Consider the following 17195-nt stretch of genomic DNA (forward strand, 5'->3'; position numbering starts at 1 on the left):
CCCATGGCGTCCAGCCTGACGAAGGACTCCGCCAGTACCCCTGGCTCCGAGAAGACCTTCTTCGGCCACCCCCGCGGACTGGCCACACTGTTCATGACCGAGATGTGGGAGCGGTTCTCCTACTACGGCATGCGCGCCCTTCTCCCGCTCTACCTGGTGGCCCCCGGCGGCCTGAACCTGGACGCGGGTACGGCGATCGCCATCTACTCCGTCTACATGTCGACGGTGTACCTGCTCGCCCTGCCGGGCGGCTGGTTCGGCGACCGGGTCTGGGGTCCGCGCAAGACGACGGCCATCGCGGCCTGCGTGATCGTGCTCGGCCACCTGATCCTGGCGCTGCCCTCGGACGCGACCTTCTACCTCGGTCTGCTGTTCGTCGCCATCGGGTCCGGCCTTCTGAAGGCCAACATCTCGACGATGGTCGGCCACCTCTACAACGGCCCCGCCGACCCGCGCCGTGACGGCGGCTTCACGCTGTTCTACATCGGCATCAACATCGGTGCCTTCGTCGCGCCGCTGACCATCGGCACCGTCGGCCAGAAGGTCAACTGGCACCTCGGCTTCGCGCTCGCCGCGCTCGGCATGGCGTTCGGTCTGATCCAGTTCCTGGTCGGCAGCCGCCACCTCGCGGAGAAGTCCAGCTTCGTCCCGAAGCCGCTGGACGCCGCGGAGCGTGCCTCCACGCTGAAGAAGTCCATGCTGTGGCTGCTCGTCGCCGTGGTCTTCTACGCGATCGTCGTGGGCACCGGCACGTACACGCTGACCTGGGCGACCGTGCCGCTGCTGCTCATCGGTCTGGCCGTGCCGATCATCGTGCTCGCCCGCATCAAGCGGGACAAGGAGCTGACGGCCACCGAGCAGTCCAAGGTCTCCGGCTACATCTGGTTCTTCGTCGCCGCCGCCGTCTTCTGGATGATCTACGACCAGGGCGCGTCGACCGTGGCCCTCTTCGCGGAGAAGCACGCGGACACCAGCGTCTTCGGCTGGGAGTTCCCGGTCTCCTGGTTCCAGTCGGTCAACCCGGTCCTCGTCATGGCGCTGGCCCCGGTCGCCGCCTGGCTGTGGCTCTACCTGAACCGCAAGAACAAGGAGCCGAACACCGTCGTCAAGTTCGGTGCGGGCCTGGCCCTGACCGGCATCTCCTTCTTCGTCTTCCTGCTGCCGCTGACGATGGCCGGCGACGGCAAGGTCAGCCCCTGGTGGCTCGTCCTGATCTACTTCTGCCAGACCGTCGGCGAGCTGTGCATCTCCCCGGTCGGCCTGTCGGTCACGACCAAGATGGCCCCGGCGAAGTACGGCTCCCAGATGATGGGCGTCTGGTTCCTCGCGGTGACCGCTGGTGACGCGGTGGCGGGGCTGCTCTCCACGTACGGCGTCGACCTGAACAAGACGGGCGTCGTGGCCGTGGAGGCCGCGCTCGCGGTCCTGGCCGGCTTCGCGGTCTTCATGTACCGCAAGAACGTCAAGCAGCTCATGGGCGACGTCCACTGACGCACCCCGGTTCAGGCCTCCCGGTTCAGGCCTCGACCTAACCGAACGCAGGGCCGCCGCACCACCCGGTGCGGTGGCCCTGCGTGTTTATGCGGGTGCCGGGCGGCCCGCGGGTGAACCATCAGCCCATGCGCCGCACCTTGCTCTCCCTCGCCCTCTGCGGGGCGCTCCTGTCCTCCAGCGCCGCCACCGTCGAGGCGGCCGCGCCCCGGCCTCCGGACGGGCAGGTCTTCCCGTACGGCGCCCACGCGCGCCAGAACATCACCGTGTACGGGCCCCGGTCCGCGCACCGGCCCGCCCTGGTGATCCTGCACGGTGGTTCGTGGGCCAGGGACACCGACTGGAGCGGCCGGGCGCGGTGGTTCGCGGCCCGTGGCTTCACCGTGTACGACACCGACTACCGGCTGACCTCCGACGCGGCCTGGCCCGCGCAGCGCGACGACGTGCTGGCCGCGCTGCGGTGGGTCCGGCACCGGGAGGGCGGCGAGCGGCCGCTCGTACTCGGCTCGTCGGCGGGCGGGCACCTGGCCGTGCAGGCCGGGACCTACGGGGCGGGGCGCTCGCGGGCGCGGGCGGTCGTGGCGCTGTCCCCCGTGGCCTCGCCGTACCGTGCGTGGGCGGACGGCGGGGCGCCCGGTGCCTCCGCCGAGCGGCGGTCGCTGCGCAGGGCCGCCGAGCGGCTCGCGGGGTGCTCGCCGGACCTCGGCGGGCTGCGCTGCTGGGCCCGGTGGGACGACCTGGCGGCCGCGTCGCACGCCTCCGGCGCGAAGGACTCCCCGCTCCTGCTGATCCACTCCGTGGGTGACTTCGTGCCGCCGGCGCACTCGGCCGAGCTGGCGTCCGCGCAGCGCCGGGCGGGCCTGACCGACGTCAGCACCCGCACGGTCCGGGGCGCGGCCCACGGCGGCACTCTCCTCAAAACCCCGAACACGGAGCGGACGACCCTCACCTGGCTGAGGGCACACTCGTAACGCCCTCGCGACAGCGCCCCGTCCGGGGCGCGGGGAACGGCGCGAGCGACCCAAAACAACCCGCACCCGCCGAACCCCCCGACGGTCACATACGCGACTGCGGACCGCCGCCGACTGACCGCGCAGTTCCCCGCGCCCCTAAGGGCGCCTACCCGACGCGGGCCCCCCGGGGTCCGCGTCGGGGGTGAACCACGGCAGAGCCGTCGTCGGCTCAGCGAGGCGAACCGGCCGCCCGCCCCGATGGCGGCCGCCCCCGCGCCGCCGCCTCGGGCGGAGGCGGTCGACCACGGCCATGCCGGCGCGGAAGACGGCGGCGGGCACCACAAGGCAGAGCAGGAGCCAGAAGACGGTGACGCCCCAGGGCCTGCCCACCTCCCACGGCTGCTCGGCGAGCACCTTCCCGCCGGACTTCAGCGAGACCAGATAGTCGCCGTGCGCCCCCGCCGCCAGCTCCACCGGCAGCTTGATCCGCGCCTTCTCGCCGGGCGCGATGGTGCCACGCCACTGCTGCTCCTCCCACTGCGGAGCGAACACGCCATGGGAGGTGCCGACCTGGAAGATCGGGTCCTTGACCGGCTCCGAGCCGATATTGCCGACGGTGAGGACCAGCGTGCGCCGCGGCGGGGACCCGAACCAGGTCAGGAGGCCGCTGGAGCCTTCGAGGCCGGTGTCGGTGAGGATCGAGAGACTGCCGCCCTCGGCCCGCTGGGGCAGGGGCTTCACGGGGTGGCCCGCGACCTTGAACTCCGCGTCGGCCCGCGCCTTCCTGCCCGTCACCGTGGCGACGTGGACGACACAGGGGCAGGGCTTGGGCGGCTCAGCGACCGGAAGCTCCTTGCGGAAGGCACCGTCCTCGTCCGTGGTGACCGCGCGGCCCTCGGAGTTGGCGCAGGAGTTGGTGCCGCCGACGACGCCCCTGCCGGGCGCGGACTGGCCGCAGACCAGCATCATGAGCAGGGCGTTCGGCCGCCACCCCGTGCCCGTGACGGTGACGGAACCCCCCTGGCCCGCCTGCGACTTGGAGAGTCGTACGGTCGGCTTGTCCGTAGCCGACGCGGGCGCCTGCGGCAGCAGAAGGAGGATAAGGACTAAGCCAAGCGGCGCGAGGGGCGTCAAGGCCCTCAGGCCGGACAGGCCGGGGCTCTTTCGCTTGCCGTTCACTGCTTCCCCCCTGCCCCCGGACCCGTCCCCGTCCCCACCTCCGCCAACTCCCGCCCGGCGCAAGGCTCCTGCCCCTGCTCCCCGGCCGGTTCCGGCACCTCGGAGTCACGTCTGCGTCCGCGTACGACATGAAAGGCACCGCCCGCCACGGCGAGCAGCCCCGCTCCCCCGCCCGCCACCGCGCCCCACGGCACGAAACGGGCCGACGCCGTGGCGCTGTCGCGGGCACCACCCGGGGCCGACACCGTCAACCGCACGGACGCCGCGTCCAGAGCGGGCGCGTCCGGCCAGGGCTCGGTCAGGGAGACGCGGCGGCCGGGCGGCAGTTCGACCGGCAGCGTGCGGGGCGGACGGTCGACGAGCGTGCCGAAGACGCCCTCGGCATGCACCGCGAGCTTCGGGGCCAGCACCGTGTTACCGCGGTTGACCAGGTCGTACGTGATGCGCTTGCCGCCCTTGTCGGCCTCGCTGACCTTGACGTGCTCGATGGTGAGCGCGGCGAGCGTCGGCCCCTCGACCCGCAGGTGCAGCCGCACCCTCTCCGTACGTCCGCCGACGCTCGCGACGATCATCCCGGGATGGTCGCCCGGCACCGCGCCCGGCGGGACCGTCACGGTGAACGGCACCTCGGCGCGGGTGCGCGGCGGCACCTCCACCCGCCGCTCCCCGAACCGGATCCACGCCCCGGAGCCACTGCCGCCCGCGTCCGCGCCCCGCAGCGACACCGTGCGGGGCCTCGGCCCCGGGTTGGTGACCGCCACCGTGTCGTGGAGCACCGCGCCCGGGGCGCCCTCGGCATAGAAGGAGGGCCGCCCGTCCTTCGCGGGGCGCGTGCCCTCCCCGGCGGAGGGCGCGACGGACCAGGCCGAGGGCCCGGCGCCGTCCGCGTGCGCGGGGCTCGCGGCCGCCGCCAAGCCGAGGGCGGCGGCACACAGCACGGCGGCGCGCGCGGAGGACGGCATCGACGGCATCGGCGATATCGACATCGGCGGCTCCAGGCTCCAGGCTCTTCGTTCGGCGGGCCGGGCTGTCGGTCGCGGGCTACCGGGAGCGCGTCGCCTGGTTCCTGCGGGTCAGCCAGAGCGCGCCCGCCGCGCCCGCGAGCAGCACGGTGCCGCCGAGGGTGCCGAGCGCGATCGCGGAGTCGGCGGGGCCGGTCTGCGGCAGTTCGGCGCCACCGGACACGGCGGCGTCGGAACCGCCGGACGTACCGCCGGACGTACCGCCGGACCCGGTGTCGGACCCACCCGAATCACCGGGACCACCCGAACCGCCCGTTCCGCCCGAGCCCTTGACGTCCAGTTCCAGGGACGGCTTCGGGTTGTTGGACGGCGTACACGTGGTGGTCGTCCCGAGCGCCTTGATCGTGAGGACCCCGGCGGTGAAGGTGACCTTGCCGCTCTTCTTGGGTGTGTACGTCCCCGACAGGTCACTGATCTTGATGGGGGTGTTGGCGGGAATCGCCTCCGAGTTCGGCGCCCCGGAGACCGGCACGGTGCCGCTCTCGGCGCCGCCCAGCTTGATCACCGCACTTGGCTTCATCGCGCCCTTGCCGAGCTCCACGGGGCTGGAGGAGACGCCCTTCTGGAAGGACATCGTCAGCTTGTAGCCGCCGCCGCTCTTGACGCTCTTGATGTCGATCGGCGACACGGCGCTCTTGTCCCCGATCGGCGTCTTGCACTTGTAGTCGACGTCCTGGACGGTGGCCTGCGCGGCAGGGGCGGCCATCAGCACCGCTGAGCCGCCGGCCAGGGCGGTGGCAAGCGCGAGCGCGGCCGATTTCTTGTACGACACCTCGTGATCCCCTCATGCCGGTCGTCGTGGCGTGCCGCGGTGCGGAGTAACGCTGGATTACTGACGGCACATCAGATTGGGCGCTCAAGGTACGCCCGGGACCTTGCCGAGGGAAGACAAAAGACGCGCCGGATCGCGATGATCCGGCGCGTGCGCGAACCGCGGGTGACGCGCGGGCGCGAGCCGCGGGTGACAGCCGCGGAGCTAGGCGGGCGCGCCCAGTTCCGCCCAGACCGTCTTGCCCGTGGCGTCGGGGTTGCGGACGACGCCCCAGTCGAGGCAGAGCCGCTGGACGATGAACATGCCGTGCCCGCCCGGGCGCCCGGCGCGGTGCGGGGTCCGTGGCGCGGGCTGTCCCGCGCCCTTGTCGGAGACCTCGATGCGCAGCACCTTGCCGTCGCAGGAGAGCCAGAGCTCGTCCGGGCCCTCGGCGTGCAGGCAGGCGTTCGTGACGAGCTCGGAGACGACGAGCAGGACGTCCTCGGCGGCGGCCTGCCGGTCGGCGCCGTCCGCGGGCAGCCAGCCCCACGCGTGCAGCGCCTGGCGCGTGTAGTCCCGGGCGAGGGGGACGATGCCGCTCGCGCCGTTCAGGCTCAGCCTGCGGACCTGGCGAGCCGCGGACTCCCCGGAACCCCGGTCCGCGGGAGCGTCCGCGACGGCGGCCTCGGACTCCGGACCACGGTCGCCCGGCGAACAAGGCCGGGTGGTGCTCATCAGCGCTTCACCTCACCGACAAGAGGACTGAGCACTCTGGACGCGCAGAGGACTCTGGACAAGTGGAGGACTCGGGACGAGTAGGGGACATCGGCTGCTTGCCGTTCTGACAGATGACGGATCCAGGTCTCTCCTGCCCGGACGAAGCGTGAGAACACCCACTTGTTCGTCCCGGCCCGTGTGACGCTGGTAACGCCTTGATCACACAGAGACAACTGACGCGTAACTCTCGCGTTGCACCGTCATGGACTCAGTCCGCCAGCAGGGCAGCTTCGAGGGTCTCGTGAACAGTGAAGACGGCCTCCGCACCGGTGATCTCGAACACCCGGGCCACCACCGGCAGCATCCCGGCCAGATGGACTCCGCCACCCGCGGCCTCGGCCTTGAGCCGGGCCCCGAGCAGCACGTTGAGCCCCGTGGAATCACAGAACTCAAGACGCGAGCAATCGACGACGAGCCGTGCGTAGCCGTCCGCGAGACAGCTTTCCAGCGGTTCGCGCAGGAGATCGGCGGTGTGGTGATCCAGCTCACCCGCCGGAGTCACGACGGCGCTCGAGTCCGCCTTCCGCACTTCGACCAGGAGTCGGCCCCTGTGCGCACTGCCGACCGTGCCGCGGTCCATGCCGTCACTCTCTTCCGACCGTCGTGACTGTTGATGACGCCTCCGAACATTACGCCCTCTGAACGGTTCGGGGTACCCGAACATCCCCCCGAAATCGGACATTTAGCCGCACAACGCACTTGCAAGCGGTGCGCGGAAGCGGGTAGGGGTAGAAGAGACACCAATCGACACGGACGGCTTTGGAGGCGCCGCACACCGCAGTGCACGTATTGGCATCGGCAGCCATATGCCGAGAACGATGGAGGACACCATGTCACCCCGGCTCGACGAATCGCATACTGACCAGGCGACGTCGACACTCCCGCCGCACCGCTCCGCCACGATCCCGGGCCCGTCCCACGAGCCCCTGCCCGCCCCGAAAGCCCTCGAAGCATCCGAAGGTCCCGAAGCCCTGGAAGGGCTCGACGACCTTCCCGAGATCCCGCCGTACGCCGAGGTGGGGGCACTGGACGCGCGGGCCCTCTCCAAGACTCTCTTCGGCCGCCTCGAATCACTTGAGGAAGGCACGCACGAGTACGCGTACGTCCGCAACACCCTGGTCGAGCTGAACCTCGCCCTGGTGAAGTTCGCGGCCTCCCGGTTCCGCTCCCGCAGCGAGCCGATGGAGGACATCATCCAGGTCGGCACGATCGGCCTCATCAAGGCGATCGACCGCTTCGAGCTGAGCCGCGGCGTCGAGTTCCCCACGTTCGCGATGCCGACGATCGTCGGTGAGATCAAGCGCTTCTTCCGCGACACGAGCTGGTCGGTGCGCGTACCCCGCCGCCTCCAGGAGCTCCGCCTGGACCTCGCCAAGGCGGGCGACGAGCTGGCCCAGAAGTTCGACCGCGCCCCCACGGTGGGCGAACTCGCCGAGCGCCTGGGCATCTCGAACGACGAGGTCGTCGAGGGCATGGCCGCGTCCAACGCCTACACGGCCAGCTCGCTGGACGCCCAGCCCGAGGAGGACGACTCCGAAGGCGCGCTCGCGGACCGCATCGGTTACGAGGACCACGGACTCGAAGGCATCGAGTACGTCGAGTCCCTCAAGCCGCTGATCGCCGAACTGCCGCCGCGCGACCGCCAGATCCTCTCCCTCCGCTTCGTCGCCAACATGACGCAGTCGGAGATCGGCGAGGAGCTGGGCATCTCGCAGATGCACGTCTCGCGACTGCTGTCGCGCACTCTCGTCAAGCTCCGCAAGGGACTGACGGTCGAGGAGTGAGCCGGCACGGCGCCGCTGTGCGCTTGAACGGCCCAGTGGGGCCCGCCCCTTGACGGGGGCGGGCCCCACGGCCGTTCTCCCCCACGCCTACCCCTCCCCCAGCTCGCACCAGACGGTCTTACTGCTCTCCCCCTGCTCGACGCCCCACCGCAGCGAGACCGCGTCCAGCAGGGCCAGACCGCGCCCCGCCTGACAGGGAGTTCCCCGGGGGGCCACCCGCGAAGGTGGCCCCCAGCGGTGCTCAGCGCCTCGGCGGCTTGACCCACCCCTTCTTGACCAACTGGTCACAGTGCCACTTGCCCTGCTTCGGGCTCTCGCCCTTGTCCGCGGTCGCCTTGAGGCAGTCCGCGTAGGGGAAAGGGGGCCCCTGAACGGGGGCAGCGGGGGCGGCCTGGGCGGTCGCCGCCGACAGGCCGAGCCCACCGGCGGCCAGGGCGAGGGCCAGGGCCATGCTCATTCGACGCACAGAGTTCTCCTCTTCTCGTGCCGAGGCGGAACGCCCCGGCGATCGCTCAACGAGAGAGGCGGTCAGCGGGAAATCACCCATCCGCTTTAACTCGGTACCGGGCGTCAGACCTGCCGGACACCCCGCCGCCACACCCCGCTGACCAGCGGCACCCCCGGCCGGTACGCCAAGTGGACATGGCTCGGGGCGTCGAGGAGGGCCAGGTCCGCGCGGGTGCCCTCGCGGAGTACGCCGATGTCCGTGCGGCGCAGGGCCGCCGCGCCGCCCGCCGTCGCCGACCAGATCGCCTCGTCGGGGGTCATGCCCATGTCCCGTACCGCCAGGGCGATGCAGAAGGGGACCGAGGACGTGAAGGACGAGCCCGGGTTGCAGTCCGTGGAGAGGGCCACCGTCGCGCCCGCGTCCAGGAGGCGGCGGGCGTCCGGCCACTGCGCCCGGGTGGAGAACTCCGCGCCCGGCAGGAGCGTCGCCACCGTGTTGCCCTGCGCCAGGGCGTCCACGTCCGCGTCCGTCAGATGCGTGCAGTGGTCCGCGCTCGCCGCGTCCAGTTCCACCGCCAGCTGGACGCCGGGGCCGTACGAGAGCTGGTTCGCGTGGATGCGGGGGTGCAGGCCCTTCGCCTTGCCCGCCGTCAGGATCGCGCGGGCCTGGTCCCCGTCGAACGCCCCCTTCTCGCAGAAGACGTCGATCCAGCGGGCGTGCGGGGCGCAGGCGTCCAGCATGGGGCCCGTGACCAGGTCCACGTACGCCGCCGGGTCCTCCGCGTAGTCCGGGGAGACGATGTGGGCGCCCAGGAAGGTGACCTCGTCCGTGTGCCGCGCCGCGATCCGCAGCGCGCGGGCCTCGTCCTCCGTCGTCAGGCCGTAGCCCGACTTCGTCTCGAAGGTCGTCGTGCCCTGGTGGAGGGCCTCCGCCAGATAGCGGGTGAGGTTCGCTTCCAGGTCCTCGTCCGTCGCCGCGCGGGTCGCCGCGACCGTGGTGCGGATTCCTCCCGCGGAGTACGCGCGGCCCGACATACGGGCGTTGAACTCCTGGGTGCGGTCGCCCGCGAAGACCAGGTGGGAGTGGGAGTCCACGAAGCCGGGGATGGCGGCGCGGCCTTCCGCGTCGTACGTCTCGTCCGCCGCCGGGGCCTTCGCCGCCGGGCCCACCCAGGCGATGTGCTCGTCCTCCAGGACCACGGCCGCGTTCGTCAGAAGGCCGAGGGGCGTTCCGTCGCCCTGCGCGGGGTCATTGGTGACGAGGCTCGCGATGTTGGTGATGAGGGTGGTGGTCACAGGGGTCACAGGTGTCACAGGTGCTCCATGGGGGGGGCGGGGCAAACGCCGGAGAGGGGTCTGGGGATTGCGGGCGCGGGGCCCCGGGGGGTCACTCTCGTAGTGCCGCGATCGCCTCCGCCAACGCCGACGGCACGTCGGGGACCAGGGCGTGCGCCCCGTCCCGTACGACCACCCGGCCCCCGGCAACGACATGGCGGACGTCCGTCGCCGTCGCCGCGAACACCGCCGTCTCCGCGCCCAGGCGGGGGACGGGGCCCGCCGTGCGGACCGAGTCCAGGGTGATCGTGGTGAGGTCCGCGAGCGCGCCGGCCTCGATCGTGCCCGCGTCCGGCCAGCCCAGCGCCCCGTGGCCGTCCGCCGTGGCCGCGCGCAGCAGCGCCGCCGCCGTCCAGTGGCCGCGCGTGTGCGAGCGCAGGCGTTCGTTCAGTTCCATCGCCCGCGCCTCTTCGAGGATGTCGATCACCGCGTGGCTGTCGCTGCCCAGGGAGAGGGGGCTGCCCGCCCGCTGGAGCGCGACGGCGGGGCCGATGCCGTCCGCCAGGTCCCGTTCCGTCGTCGGGCACATGCACGTGCCCGTGGCGGTGCGGCCGAGCAGGCCGATGTCCTCCTCCGTGAGGTGCGTGTTGTGGACGCCGGTCGTGCGCGCGCCGAGCACGCCCCGGTCGTGGAGCAACTGCGTGGGCGTACAGCCGTGTACCGCCTGGCACGCGTCGTTCTCCGCCGTCTGTTCGGAGAGGTGTACGTGGAGGGGCGCCCGGCGTTCGGAGGCCCACTGGGCCACCACGCCCAACTGCGCGGCCGGGACCGCCCGTACGGAGTGGACCGCCGCGCCGACGCGGGCGTGAGGCCGCTCCTTGAGGGACGAGGCCCGTTCCGCCCACGCCTGTGCCGTGCCGTCGGAGAAGCGGAGCTGGTGGTGGTTCGGGGGCTCGCCCCGCGTCTCGGAGAGCAGGCCCGAGGCCACGTACGCCGTGTCCAGGAGCGTGATGCGCACGCCCGCGTCCGACGCGGCCTGGATCAGTGCCTCGCCCATCGCGTTGGGATCGGCGTACGGGGTGCCGCCGGGCCCGTGGTGGAGGTAGTGGAACTCGCCCACCGTCGTGATGCCCGCCAGCGCCATCTCGGCGTACACCGCGCGGGCCAGCGCGTGGTACGTCTCGGGGGTCAGGCGGTCCGCGACGCCGTACATGACCTCCCGCCACGTCCAGAACGTGCCCGAGCCGACCTGGACGGTGCCGCGCAGGGCACGGTGGAAGGCGTGCGAATGGGCGTTGGCGAGGCCGGGGAGCGTCAGGCCGCGCAAGGCCGTCGCGCCGGGCGGGGGTGCCTCGGTGCCGGTGCGGACGGCCGTGATCCGGTCGCCCGTCACCTCCACCGCCACGCCTGGCTCGACGTGCGTGCCGAGCCAGGCGTGTTCCAGCCAGTACGTGTCCGTCCTGCCCGCCTGTGCGCCCGTCTGTGCGTCCGTCGTCACGTGCACGCCAGCCCTTCCAGTACGTCGGCGAGTGCGGTCACCCCGGCCAGGCAGTCGTCCTCGGCGGCGTACTCGGCCGGGGAGTGCGAGACGCCCGTGGGGTTGCGTACGAACAGCATGGCGGTCGGGACCGAGCCGGACAGGATTCCGGCGTCGTGTCCCGCGCCCGTGCCGAGGACGGGGACCGGCCTGTCGGAGTCCCCGCGCAGGATCGTGCTCAGCTCGTCGCGCAGAGCGTGCCCGAACTCGACGACGGGTGTGAAGGACTCGCGTACGACGTCGAGGTCGACGCCGTGCCGCTCCGCGTACTCGCGGGCGGCCTTCTCGACGCCGGTGACGACCGTGTCGAGGGTCGACTGGTCGGCCGCGCGGGAGTCGAGCCAGCCGCGCACGAGGGACGGGATGGCGTTGACGCCGTTCGGCTCGACGGAGATCTTGCCGAACGTGGCGACCGCGCCCGCCAGTTCGGCTTCGCGGCGGGCGGCGAGGACCGTCTCCGCGTACGTGAGCATCGGGTCCCTGCGGTCCACCAGGCGGGTCGTGCCCGCGTGGTTGGCCTCGCCCCGGAAGTCGAAGCGCCAGCGGCCGTGCGGCCAGATGGCGGACGCGATGCCGACGGGGTCGCCCGACAGGTCCAGGGCGCGGCCCTGCTCCACGTGCAGCTCGACGAACGCGCCGATGCGAGCGAGGCGTTCGGGGTCGGGGCCGATGCTGTACGGGTCGTAGCCCGCCGCCTCCATCGCCTGCGGGAGCGTGACGCCGTCGCCGTCGCGGAGCTTGTGCGCGGCCTCGATGGTGAGCTGCCCGGCGGTGAGCCTCGATCCCACGCAGGCCAGGCCGAAGCGGGCGCCCTCCTCGTCACCGAAGTTGACGATGGCGAGGGGCTTCGTGAACTGCGCGTTCCGGGCGCGGAGTGCGTCCAGGGCGGCGAAGGAGGAGACGACACCGAGGGGGCCGTCGAAGGCGCCGCCGTCGGGCACGGAGTCCAGGTGCGAGCCGGTGACGACGGCGTTCCCCCGGGCCGGGTCGCCCAGCCAGGCCCACTGGTTGCCGTTGCGGTCCAGTTCGTAGGTGAGGCCTCTGGTTTCCGCTTGGGCCTTGAACCAGGCGCGGCAGTCGGCGTCGGCGGGCGTCCAGGCGTGGCGGCGGTAGCCGTGGCTGGCGGCGTCCCTGCCGATGGGCTTCAGGTCCCTCCACATCTCCTGGAACGTCGGCGTGGACCGAGCGCCGCTCACGCGCCGTCACCCTCCCGCATCGGAACCCGCACACCCTTCTCGTCCGCCACGGACTCCGCGCTGTCGTACCCGGCGTCCACGTGCCGGATGACCCCCATCCCGGGGTCGTTGGTGAGGACGCGGCGGATCTTCTCGCCGCCCAGCTTCGTGCCGTCGGCCACCGAGACCTGCCCCGCGTGGATGGAGCGGCCCATGCCGACGCCGCCGCCGTGGTGCAGGGAGACCCAGCTGGCGCCCGATGCCACGTTCACCATGGCGTTCAGGAGCGGCCAGTCGGCGATCGCGTCGGAGCCGTCGAGCATGGACTCCGTCTCGCGGTACGGGGAGGCGACCGAGCCGCAGTCCAGGTGGTCGCGGCCGATGGCGAGGGGGGCCTGGAGTTCGCCGGAGGCGACCATGTCGTTGAAGCGCTCGCCCGCCTTGTCCCGCTCACCGTAGCCGAGCCAGCAGATGCGGGCGGGCAGGCCCTGGAAGTGGACGCGCTCGCCCGCCATCCTGATCCAGCGGTGCAGCGATTCGTTCTCGGGGAAGAGGTCGAGGATCGCCTTGTCGGTCTTGTGGATGTCGGAGGCCTCGCCCGACAGGGCCGCCCAGCGGAAGGGGCCCTTGCCCTCGCAGAAGAGCGGGCGGATGTAGGCGGGGACGAAGCCGGGGAAGGCGAAGGCGCGGTCGTAGCCCGCGAGCTGGGCCTCGCCGCGGATCGAGTTGCCGTAGTCGAAGACCTCGGCGCCCGCGTCCATGAAGCCGACCATGGCCTCGACGTGCTTGGCCATCGACTCGCGCGCGCGGGTCGTGAAGCCCGCCGGGTCCTTCGTCGCGTACGACTGCATCTCGTCGAAGTCGACACCGGTCGGCAGGTACGCGAGCGGGTCGTGGGCGGACGTCTGGTCCGTGACGATGTCGATGGGGGCGGACTCGGCGAGCATGCGCGGCAGGAGGTCCGCGGCGTTGCCGAGGAGGCCGATGGAGAGGGGACGACGGGCGTCGCGGGCCTCGACCGCGAGCTGGAGGGCGTGCTCCAGGGAGTCGGCCTTCACGTCGAGGTACTTGTGCTCGATGCGGCGCTCGATCGCGCGCGGGTCGCAGTCGATGCAGATCGCGACGCCGTCGTTCATCGTCACGGCGAGAGGCTGGGCGCCGCCCATGCCGCCGAGTCCCGCCGTGAGGGTGATCGTCCCGGCGAGCGTGCCGCCGAACTTCTTGGCGGCGACGGCGGCGAACGTCTCGTACGTGCCCTGGAGGATGCCCTGCGTGCCGATGTAGATCCACGAACCGGCCGTCATCTGGCCGTACATGGTGAGGCCGAGCTGCTCCAGGCGGCGGAACTCCTCCCAGTTCGCCCAGTCGCCGACGAGGTTGGAGTTGGCGATCAGGACGCGCGGCGCCCACTCGTGCGTCTGCATCACGCCGACGGGGCGGCCGGACTGGACGAGCATCGTCTCGTCCTGCTTCAGGGTCTTCAGCGTGCGCACCATGGCGTCGAAGGAGCGCCAGTCGCGGGCCGCCTTGCCCGTGCCGCCGTAGACGACGAGCTTGTCGGGGTGCTCGGCGACCTCGGGGTCCAGGTTGTTCTGGAGCATCCGGAGGGCGGCTTCCTGCTGCCATCCGAGGGCGCTGAGTTCCGTGCCGCGCGGTGCCCGTACGGGGCGGGGTCCGGACATGGGGCGGTGCCTCCTCGAAGCCGTGCGTCGTACGTCTGTTATTCACATCCTGGAGTTATGAATAGAGCTAGTCAATAGCGAACGAATGCGCGAGTACGCCAGCGGGGGCCCTGCCCGGATGATTGGCTGGATCACATGGCCCACGACGAGGACGACCAGCAGACGGACCAGGACGACCAGCGGACACAGGTACTCCCGACAGGCGCCGCAGCCCCCGCCGCCCGCCGCGACCAGGCCGTCCGAGCCGCCGTCGAACAGGGAGTCGTCGGTCCCGCCGCCCCCCTCGCGGGCCTCCTCGACATCGCCGGCATCCGCGCGAGCGCCGCGGCCCTGCGGGACGCCTTCGAGACGGTCACCCCGCCCGGCACCCCCGTCCTGCACGCCTTCGCCGTGAAGGCCACCCCACTCGTCCCGGTCCTGCGGCTGCTGCGCTCCTCGGGCATCGGCGCCGAGGTGGCGAGCCCCGGCGAGCTGGCCCTGGCGCGGGCCGCCGGTGTCACGCCCGCCGACACGGTCCTCGACTCCCCCGCCAAGACACCCGCCGAACTGCGCCAGGCCCTCGCGCTCGGCATCGCCGTCAACGCCGACAACCCGCAGGAGCTGGCCCGCATCGACTCCCTGGTCGGGTCGGCGCCGACCGGCTCACCCGTCGGACTGCGCGTGAACCCGCAGATCGGCGGCGGCGCGATCGGCGCCCTCTCGACGGCGACGCCCACCTCCAAGTTCGGCATCCCGCTGCGCGACGAGGGCGCCAGGGAGTGGGTGATCGGGGCATGCCTCGACCGGCCGTGGCTGACCCGTCTGCACGCGCACTCGGGGTCGCAGGGCATGCCGCTGGAGATGATGGTGCGCGGGGTCGGAGCGACGTACGAACTGGCCGAGGAGATCAACGAACGCGCCGGGCGGCGTCAGATCGACACGATCGACATCGGCGGCGGTCTGCCCGTCAACTTCGGCTCGGACGAGGAGAGCCCGACCCACGCGCAGTACGCGCGGCGCCTGAAGGCGCGGTTGCCGGGGCTGCTCGACGGGCGGTACGGCCTGGTGACCGAGTTCGGCCGCTCGCTGCTCGCCAAGCACGGCACGCTCCTCGCCCGCGTCGAGTACGCGAAGAAGGCGGGCGGCAGGCCCATCGCGGTGACGCACGCGGGCGTCCAGGTGGCGACGCGGACGGTGTACGCGCCGCTGTCGTGGCCGCTGCGGATCGCCGCGTACGACGCGAAGGGGCGGCCCAAGAGCGGGCCCGCCGTCGGCCAGGACATCGCGGGCCCGGCCTGCTTCGCGGGCGACCTGCTCGCCGAGAACCGGCCGCTGCCGCTGCTCGAACAGGGCGACTACGTGGCCGCGTTGGACACGGGCGCCTACTACTTCGCGGCCCACTACTCGTACAACAGCCTCGCAAGGCCCGGTATCTACGGCTTCACGACCCACGCCGACGAGGTGCGGTTCGCCGCCGCGCGGGAGCCGCAGACGGTCGACGAGATCGTGGCGGAGGCGGGCGGGGGCGCCGAGCGGGACGCGCTGCGGTATCTGTAGCGCCCCTGACGGCGCGCACGTGCGAGGCCGCTCCCAGGCTCTGAGGTTGCTCAACTCGCGCATAGTGACGTGGCTCACGGGCAGACCCCTTCTCCCAGGCCACGTTCTCGGGGGAGGCACCTGTGACGACATCCGGCACGCCCACCGCCGCACCACAGCCGGCGGAGGAACCCACGCTGCACCGGGCCATCGGCCCCAAGCTGCTGATCCTCTTCGTGATCGGCGACATCCTCGGCACGGGCATCTACGCCACCACCGGCAAGGTCGCGGGAAAGGTCGGCGGCGCGCTCTGGCTGCCGTTCGCGATCGGGTTCGTCGTGGCGATCCTGACGGCGGCCTCGTACGTCGAACTGGTCGGGAAGTACCCGAAGGCCGCCGGGGCCGCGCTCTACACCCAGAAGGCGTTCAAGACGCCGTTCCTCACCTTCATCATCGCCTTCATGGTGATGTGCTCGGGGCTCTCGTCCGCGAGCGCCGCGGCCCGCGCCTTCAGCGGTGACTACCTCGCCGAGCTGACGGGCGACGCGCTGCCGCCGACGCTGATCGCGATCACGTTCATCGTGCTGCTGGCGGCGCTGAACATGCGGGGCGTCTCCGAGTCCGTGAAGACCAACGTGGTCCTGACCCTCGTCGAACTGACCGGCCTCGCGATCATCCTGGGGATCGGCGCGTACGCCGTACTGTCCGGGGACGGCTCACCCTCGCGCCTCACCGAGTTCGAGGCCGGGGGCGGCACCGCGTACGCCCTGATGACCGGGGTGCTCGGCGCGACCGCGCTCGGCTTCTTCGCCTTCGTCGGCTTCGAGGACTCGGTGAACATGGCCGAGGAGACCAAGGACCCGGTGCGCACCTTCCCCCGCGCGATCTTCATCGGGGTCGCGGTGACGGGCACGATCTACGTCCTGGTGGCGCTGGTCTCCTCGCTCCTGGTCGACTCCGGCACGCTGGCCGGTTCGAGCGGCCCCCTGCTGGAGGTCGTGAAGGCGGGCGGCGTCGACTTCCCGCACAAACTCTTCGCGCTGATCGCCCTGTTCGCGGTCACCAACTCGGCACTGATCAACATCATGATGGCCTCCCGCCTCTGTTACGGCATGGCCAACGAACGCATCCTGCCGCGCGCCATGGGCCGCGTACTCTCCAGGCGCCGCACCCCGGTCGTCGGCATCGTCTTCGTCTCCGTGCTGGCGATCGGCCTGGTCTCGACGGGCGAGATCGAGGGGCTCGGCGACACGACGGCGTTCCTGCTGCTGTGCGTGTTCGCGGTGGTCAACGTGGCGGTGCTCGTCCTGCGCAAGGACCGCGTCGACCACGCGCACTTCCGTACCCCCACCGTCCTGCCGGTCCTCGGCGCGATCACGGCCCTGATCCTCGCGAGCCCGCTGGCGGACCGCCCGGCGGAGGTCTACATCCGTGCGGGCGTCCTGATCGCGATCGGGGTCGTGCTGTGGGTGGTCAACAAGGCGGTGATGAGGGGACGGGACGAGGAGTGAGCTGCGCTGCGCTCTGCTCGTTCCGCTCTGCTCGTTCCGCTCTGCTCGTTCCGCTCTGCTGAGGGCTAATACCGGCGCGCCCGGAGCCGGCGATCA

15 protein-coding genes are annotated in these 17195 nt (G+C 71.8%); 5 read left to right on the top strand and 10 right to left on the bottom strand.

Translation table 11 applies throughout. The features are described 5' to 3' along the window. The first annotated feature begins 3 nt into the window (after positions 1-3). Positions 4-1491: a peptide MFS transporter gene (locus tag CP975_RS13955; RefSeq protein ID WP_055534264.1), complete on the top strand. Its 1488-nt coding sequence runs from the start codon at positions 4-6 to the stop codon at positions 1489-1491. Between the two features lie 128 nt (positions 1492-1619). After that, positions 1620-2462 (top strand): alpha/beta hydrolase family protein, encoded by an 843-nt coding sequence (locus CP975_RS13960; protein ID WP_055534266.1) that lies wholly within the window; start codon positions 1620-1622, stop codon positions 2460-2462. Between the two features lie 138 nt (positions 2463-2600). On the opposite strand, the gene CP975_RS13965 is transcribed toward CP975_RS13960, so the two are convergent. From CP975_RS13965 to CP975_RS13985, 5 genes are all read right to left on the bottom strand, one after another. Beyond that, complete coding sequence (locus CP975_RS13965) at positions 2601-3596, bottom strand: hypothetical protein (protein WP_425474317.1); 996 nt, start codon at positions 3594-3596, stop codon at positions 2601-2603. A gap of 23 nt (positions 3597-3619) precedes the next feature. Then, positions 3620-4609 (bottom strand): COG1470 family protein, encoded by a 990-nt coding sequence (locus CP975_RS13970; protein WP_208835560.1) that lies wholly within the window; start codon positions 4607-4609, stop codon positions 3620-3622. Positions 4610-4664: 55 nt separating this feature from the next. Continuing rightward, entirely contained in the window at positions 4665-5417 is a 753-nt protein-coding gene (locus tag CP975_RS13975; RefSeq protein ID WP_055529409.1) for an LPXTG cell wall anchor domain-containing protein, read from the bottom strand. Between the two features lie 204 nt (positions 5418-5621). Continuing rightward, the gene (locus CP975_RS13980) at positions 5622-6131 is read right to left on the bottom strand and encodes an ATP-binding protein (RefSeq protein WP_055529407.1); all 510 of its coding nucleotides are present in this window, start codon (positions 6129-6131) and stop codon (positions 5622-5624) included. A gap of 250 nt (positions 6132-6381) precedes the next feature. After that, positions 6382-6753 carry an STAS domain-containing protein gene (locus tag CP975_RS13985; protein ID WP_030793930.1) on the bottom strand — a complete coding sequence of 124 codons (372 nt, stop codon included), beginning with the start codon at positions 6751-6753 and terminating at the stop codon, positions 6382-6384. A 250-nt stretch (positions 6754-7003) separates the two neighbouring features. Here CP975_RS13985 and CP975_RS13990 point away from each other — a divergent pair, with 250 nt between their 5' ends. Then, positions 7004-7957, top strand: coding sequence for an RNA polymerase sigma factor SigF (locus CP975_RS13990; protein WP_055529413.1), 954 nt, complete (start codon positions 7004-7006; stop codon positions 7955-7957). A gap of 241 nt (positions 7958-8198) precedes the next feature. Here the strand turns inward: CP975_RS13990 and CP975_RS14000 are convergent, their stop codons facing one another. The 5 genes from CP975_RS14000 to hutU all read right to left on the bottom strand — a co-directional run bounded on the left by CP975_RS14000 (position 8199) and on the right by hutU (position 14073). Continuing rightward, positions 8199-8423 (bottom strand): hypothetical protein, encoded by a 225-nt coding sequence (locus CP975_RS14000; RefSeq protein WP_150476937.1) that lies wholly within the window; start codon positions 8421-8423, stop codon positions 8199-8201. Between the two features lie 104 nt (positions 8424-8527). Then, a complete protein-coding gene (gene hutI, locus CP975_RS14005) occupies positions 8528-9700 on the bottom strand; it encodes an imidazolonepropionase (RefSeq protein ID WP_150477886.1) in 1173 nt (390 codons plus the stop codon). Positions 9701-9791: 91 nt separating this feature from the next. Next, positions 9792-11177 carry a formimidoylglutamate deiminase gene (locus tag CP975_RS14010; protein WP_055533744.1) on the bottom strand — a complete coding sequence of 462 codons (1386 nt, stop codon included), beginning with the start codon at positions 11175-11177 and terminating at the stop codon, positions 9792-9794. Then, on the bottom strand, positions 11174-12376 hold the full coding sequence (locus CP975_RS14015; RefSeq protein ID WP_150477887.1) for an allantoate amidohydrolase: 1203 nt from the start codon (positions 12374-12376) through the stop codon (positions 11174-11176). The genes CP975_RS14010 and CP975_RS14015 overlap by 4 nt, the downstream gene beginning before the upstream one ends. A gap of 32 nt (positions 12377-12408) precedes the next feature. Beyond that, positions 12409-14073, bottom strand: a complete 1665-nt coding sequence (gene hutU, locus CP975_RS14020; RefSeq protein WP_055533741.1) for a urocanate hydratase — start codon at positions 14071-14073, stop codon at positions 12409-12411. A 135-nt stretch (positions 14074-14208) separates the two neighbouring features. Here hutU and CP975_RS14025 point away from each other — a divergent pair, with 135 nt between their 5' ends. Continuing rightward, entirely contained in the window at positions 14209-15609 is a 1401-nt protein-coding gene (locus tag CP975_RS14025; RefSeq protein WP_055533740.1) for a type III PLP-dependent enzyme domain-containing protein, read from the top strand. Between the two features lie 122 nt (positions 15610-15731). Next, a complete protein-coding gene (locus CP975_RS14030; RefSeq protein ID WP_055533738.1) occupies positions 15732-17099 on the top strand; it encodes an APC family permease in 1368 nt (455 codons plus the stop codon). Positions 17100-17195 lie beyond the last annotated feature (96 nt).

It is taken from the genome of Streptomyces alboniger, assembly GCF_008704395.1.
GTDB lineage: Bacteria > Actinomycetota > Actinomycetes > Streptomycetales > Streptomycetaceae > Streptomyces > Streptomyces alboniger.

Bases quoted from the DNA above. Each gene is read 5' to 3' on its own strand.
- CP975_RS13955 (WP_055534264.1), top strand. From the start codon at position 4: ATGGCGTCCAGCCTGACGAAGGACTCCGCCAGTACCCCTGGCTCCGAG.
- CP975_RS13960 (WP_055534266.1), top strand. From the start codon at position 1,620: ATGCGCCGCACCTTGCTCTCCCTCGCCCTCTGCGGGGCGCTCCTGTCC.
- CP975_RS13970 (WP_208835560.1), bottom strand. From the start codon at position 4,609: ATGTCGATATCGCCGATGCCGTCGATGCCGTCCTCCGCGCGCGCCGCC.
- CP975_RS13980 (WP_055529407.1), bottom strand. From the start codon at position 6,131: ATGAGCACCACCCGGCCTTGTTCGCCGGGCGACCGTGGTCCGGAGTCC.
- CP975_RS13985 (WP_030793930.1), bottom strand. From the start codon at position 6,753: ATGGACCGCGGCACGGTCGGCAGTGCGCACAGGGGCCGACTCCTGGTC.
- CP975_RS13990 (WP_055529413.1), top strand. From the start codon at position 7,004: ATGTCACCCCGGCTCGACGAATCGCATACTGACCAGGCGACGTCGACA.
- CP975_RS14015 (WP_150477887.1), bottom strand. From the start codon at position 12,376: ATGTGGAGGGACCTGAAGCCCATCGGCAGGGACGCCGCCAGCCACGGC.
- hutU (WP_055533741.1), bottom strand. From the start codon at position 14,073: ATGTCCGGACCCCGCCCCGTACGGGCACCGCGCGGCACGGAACTCAGC.
- CP975_RS14025 (WP_055533740.1), top strand. From the start codon at position 14,209: ATGGCCCACGACGAGGACGACCAGCAGACGGACCAGGACGACCAGCGG.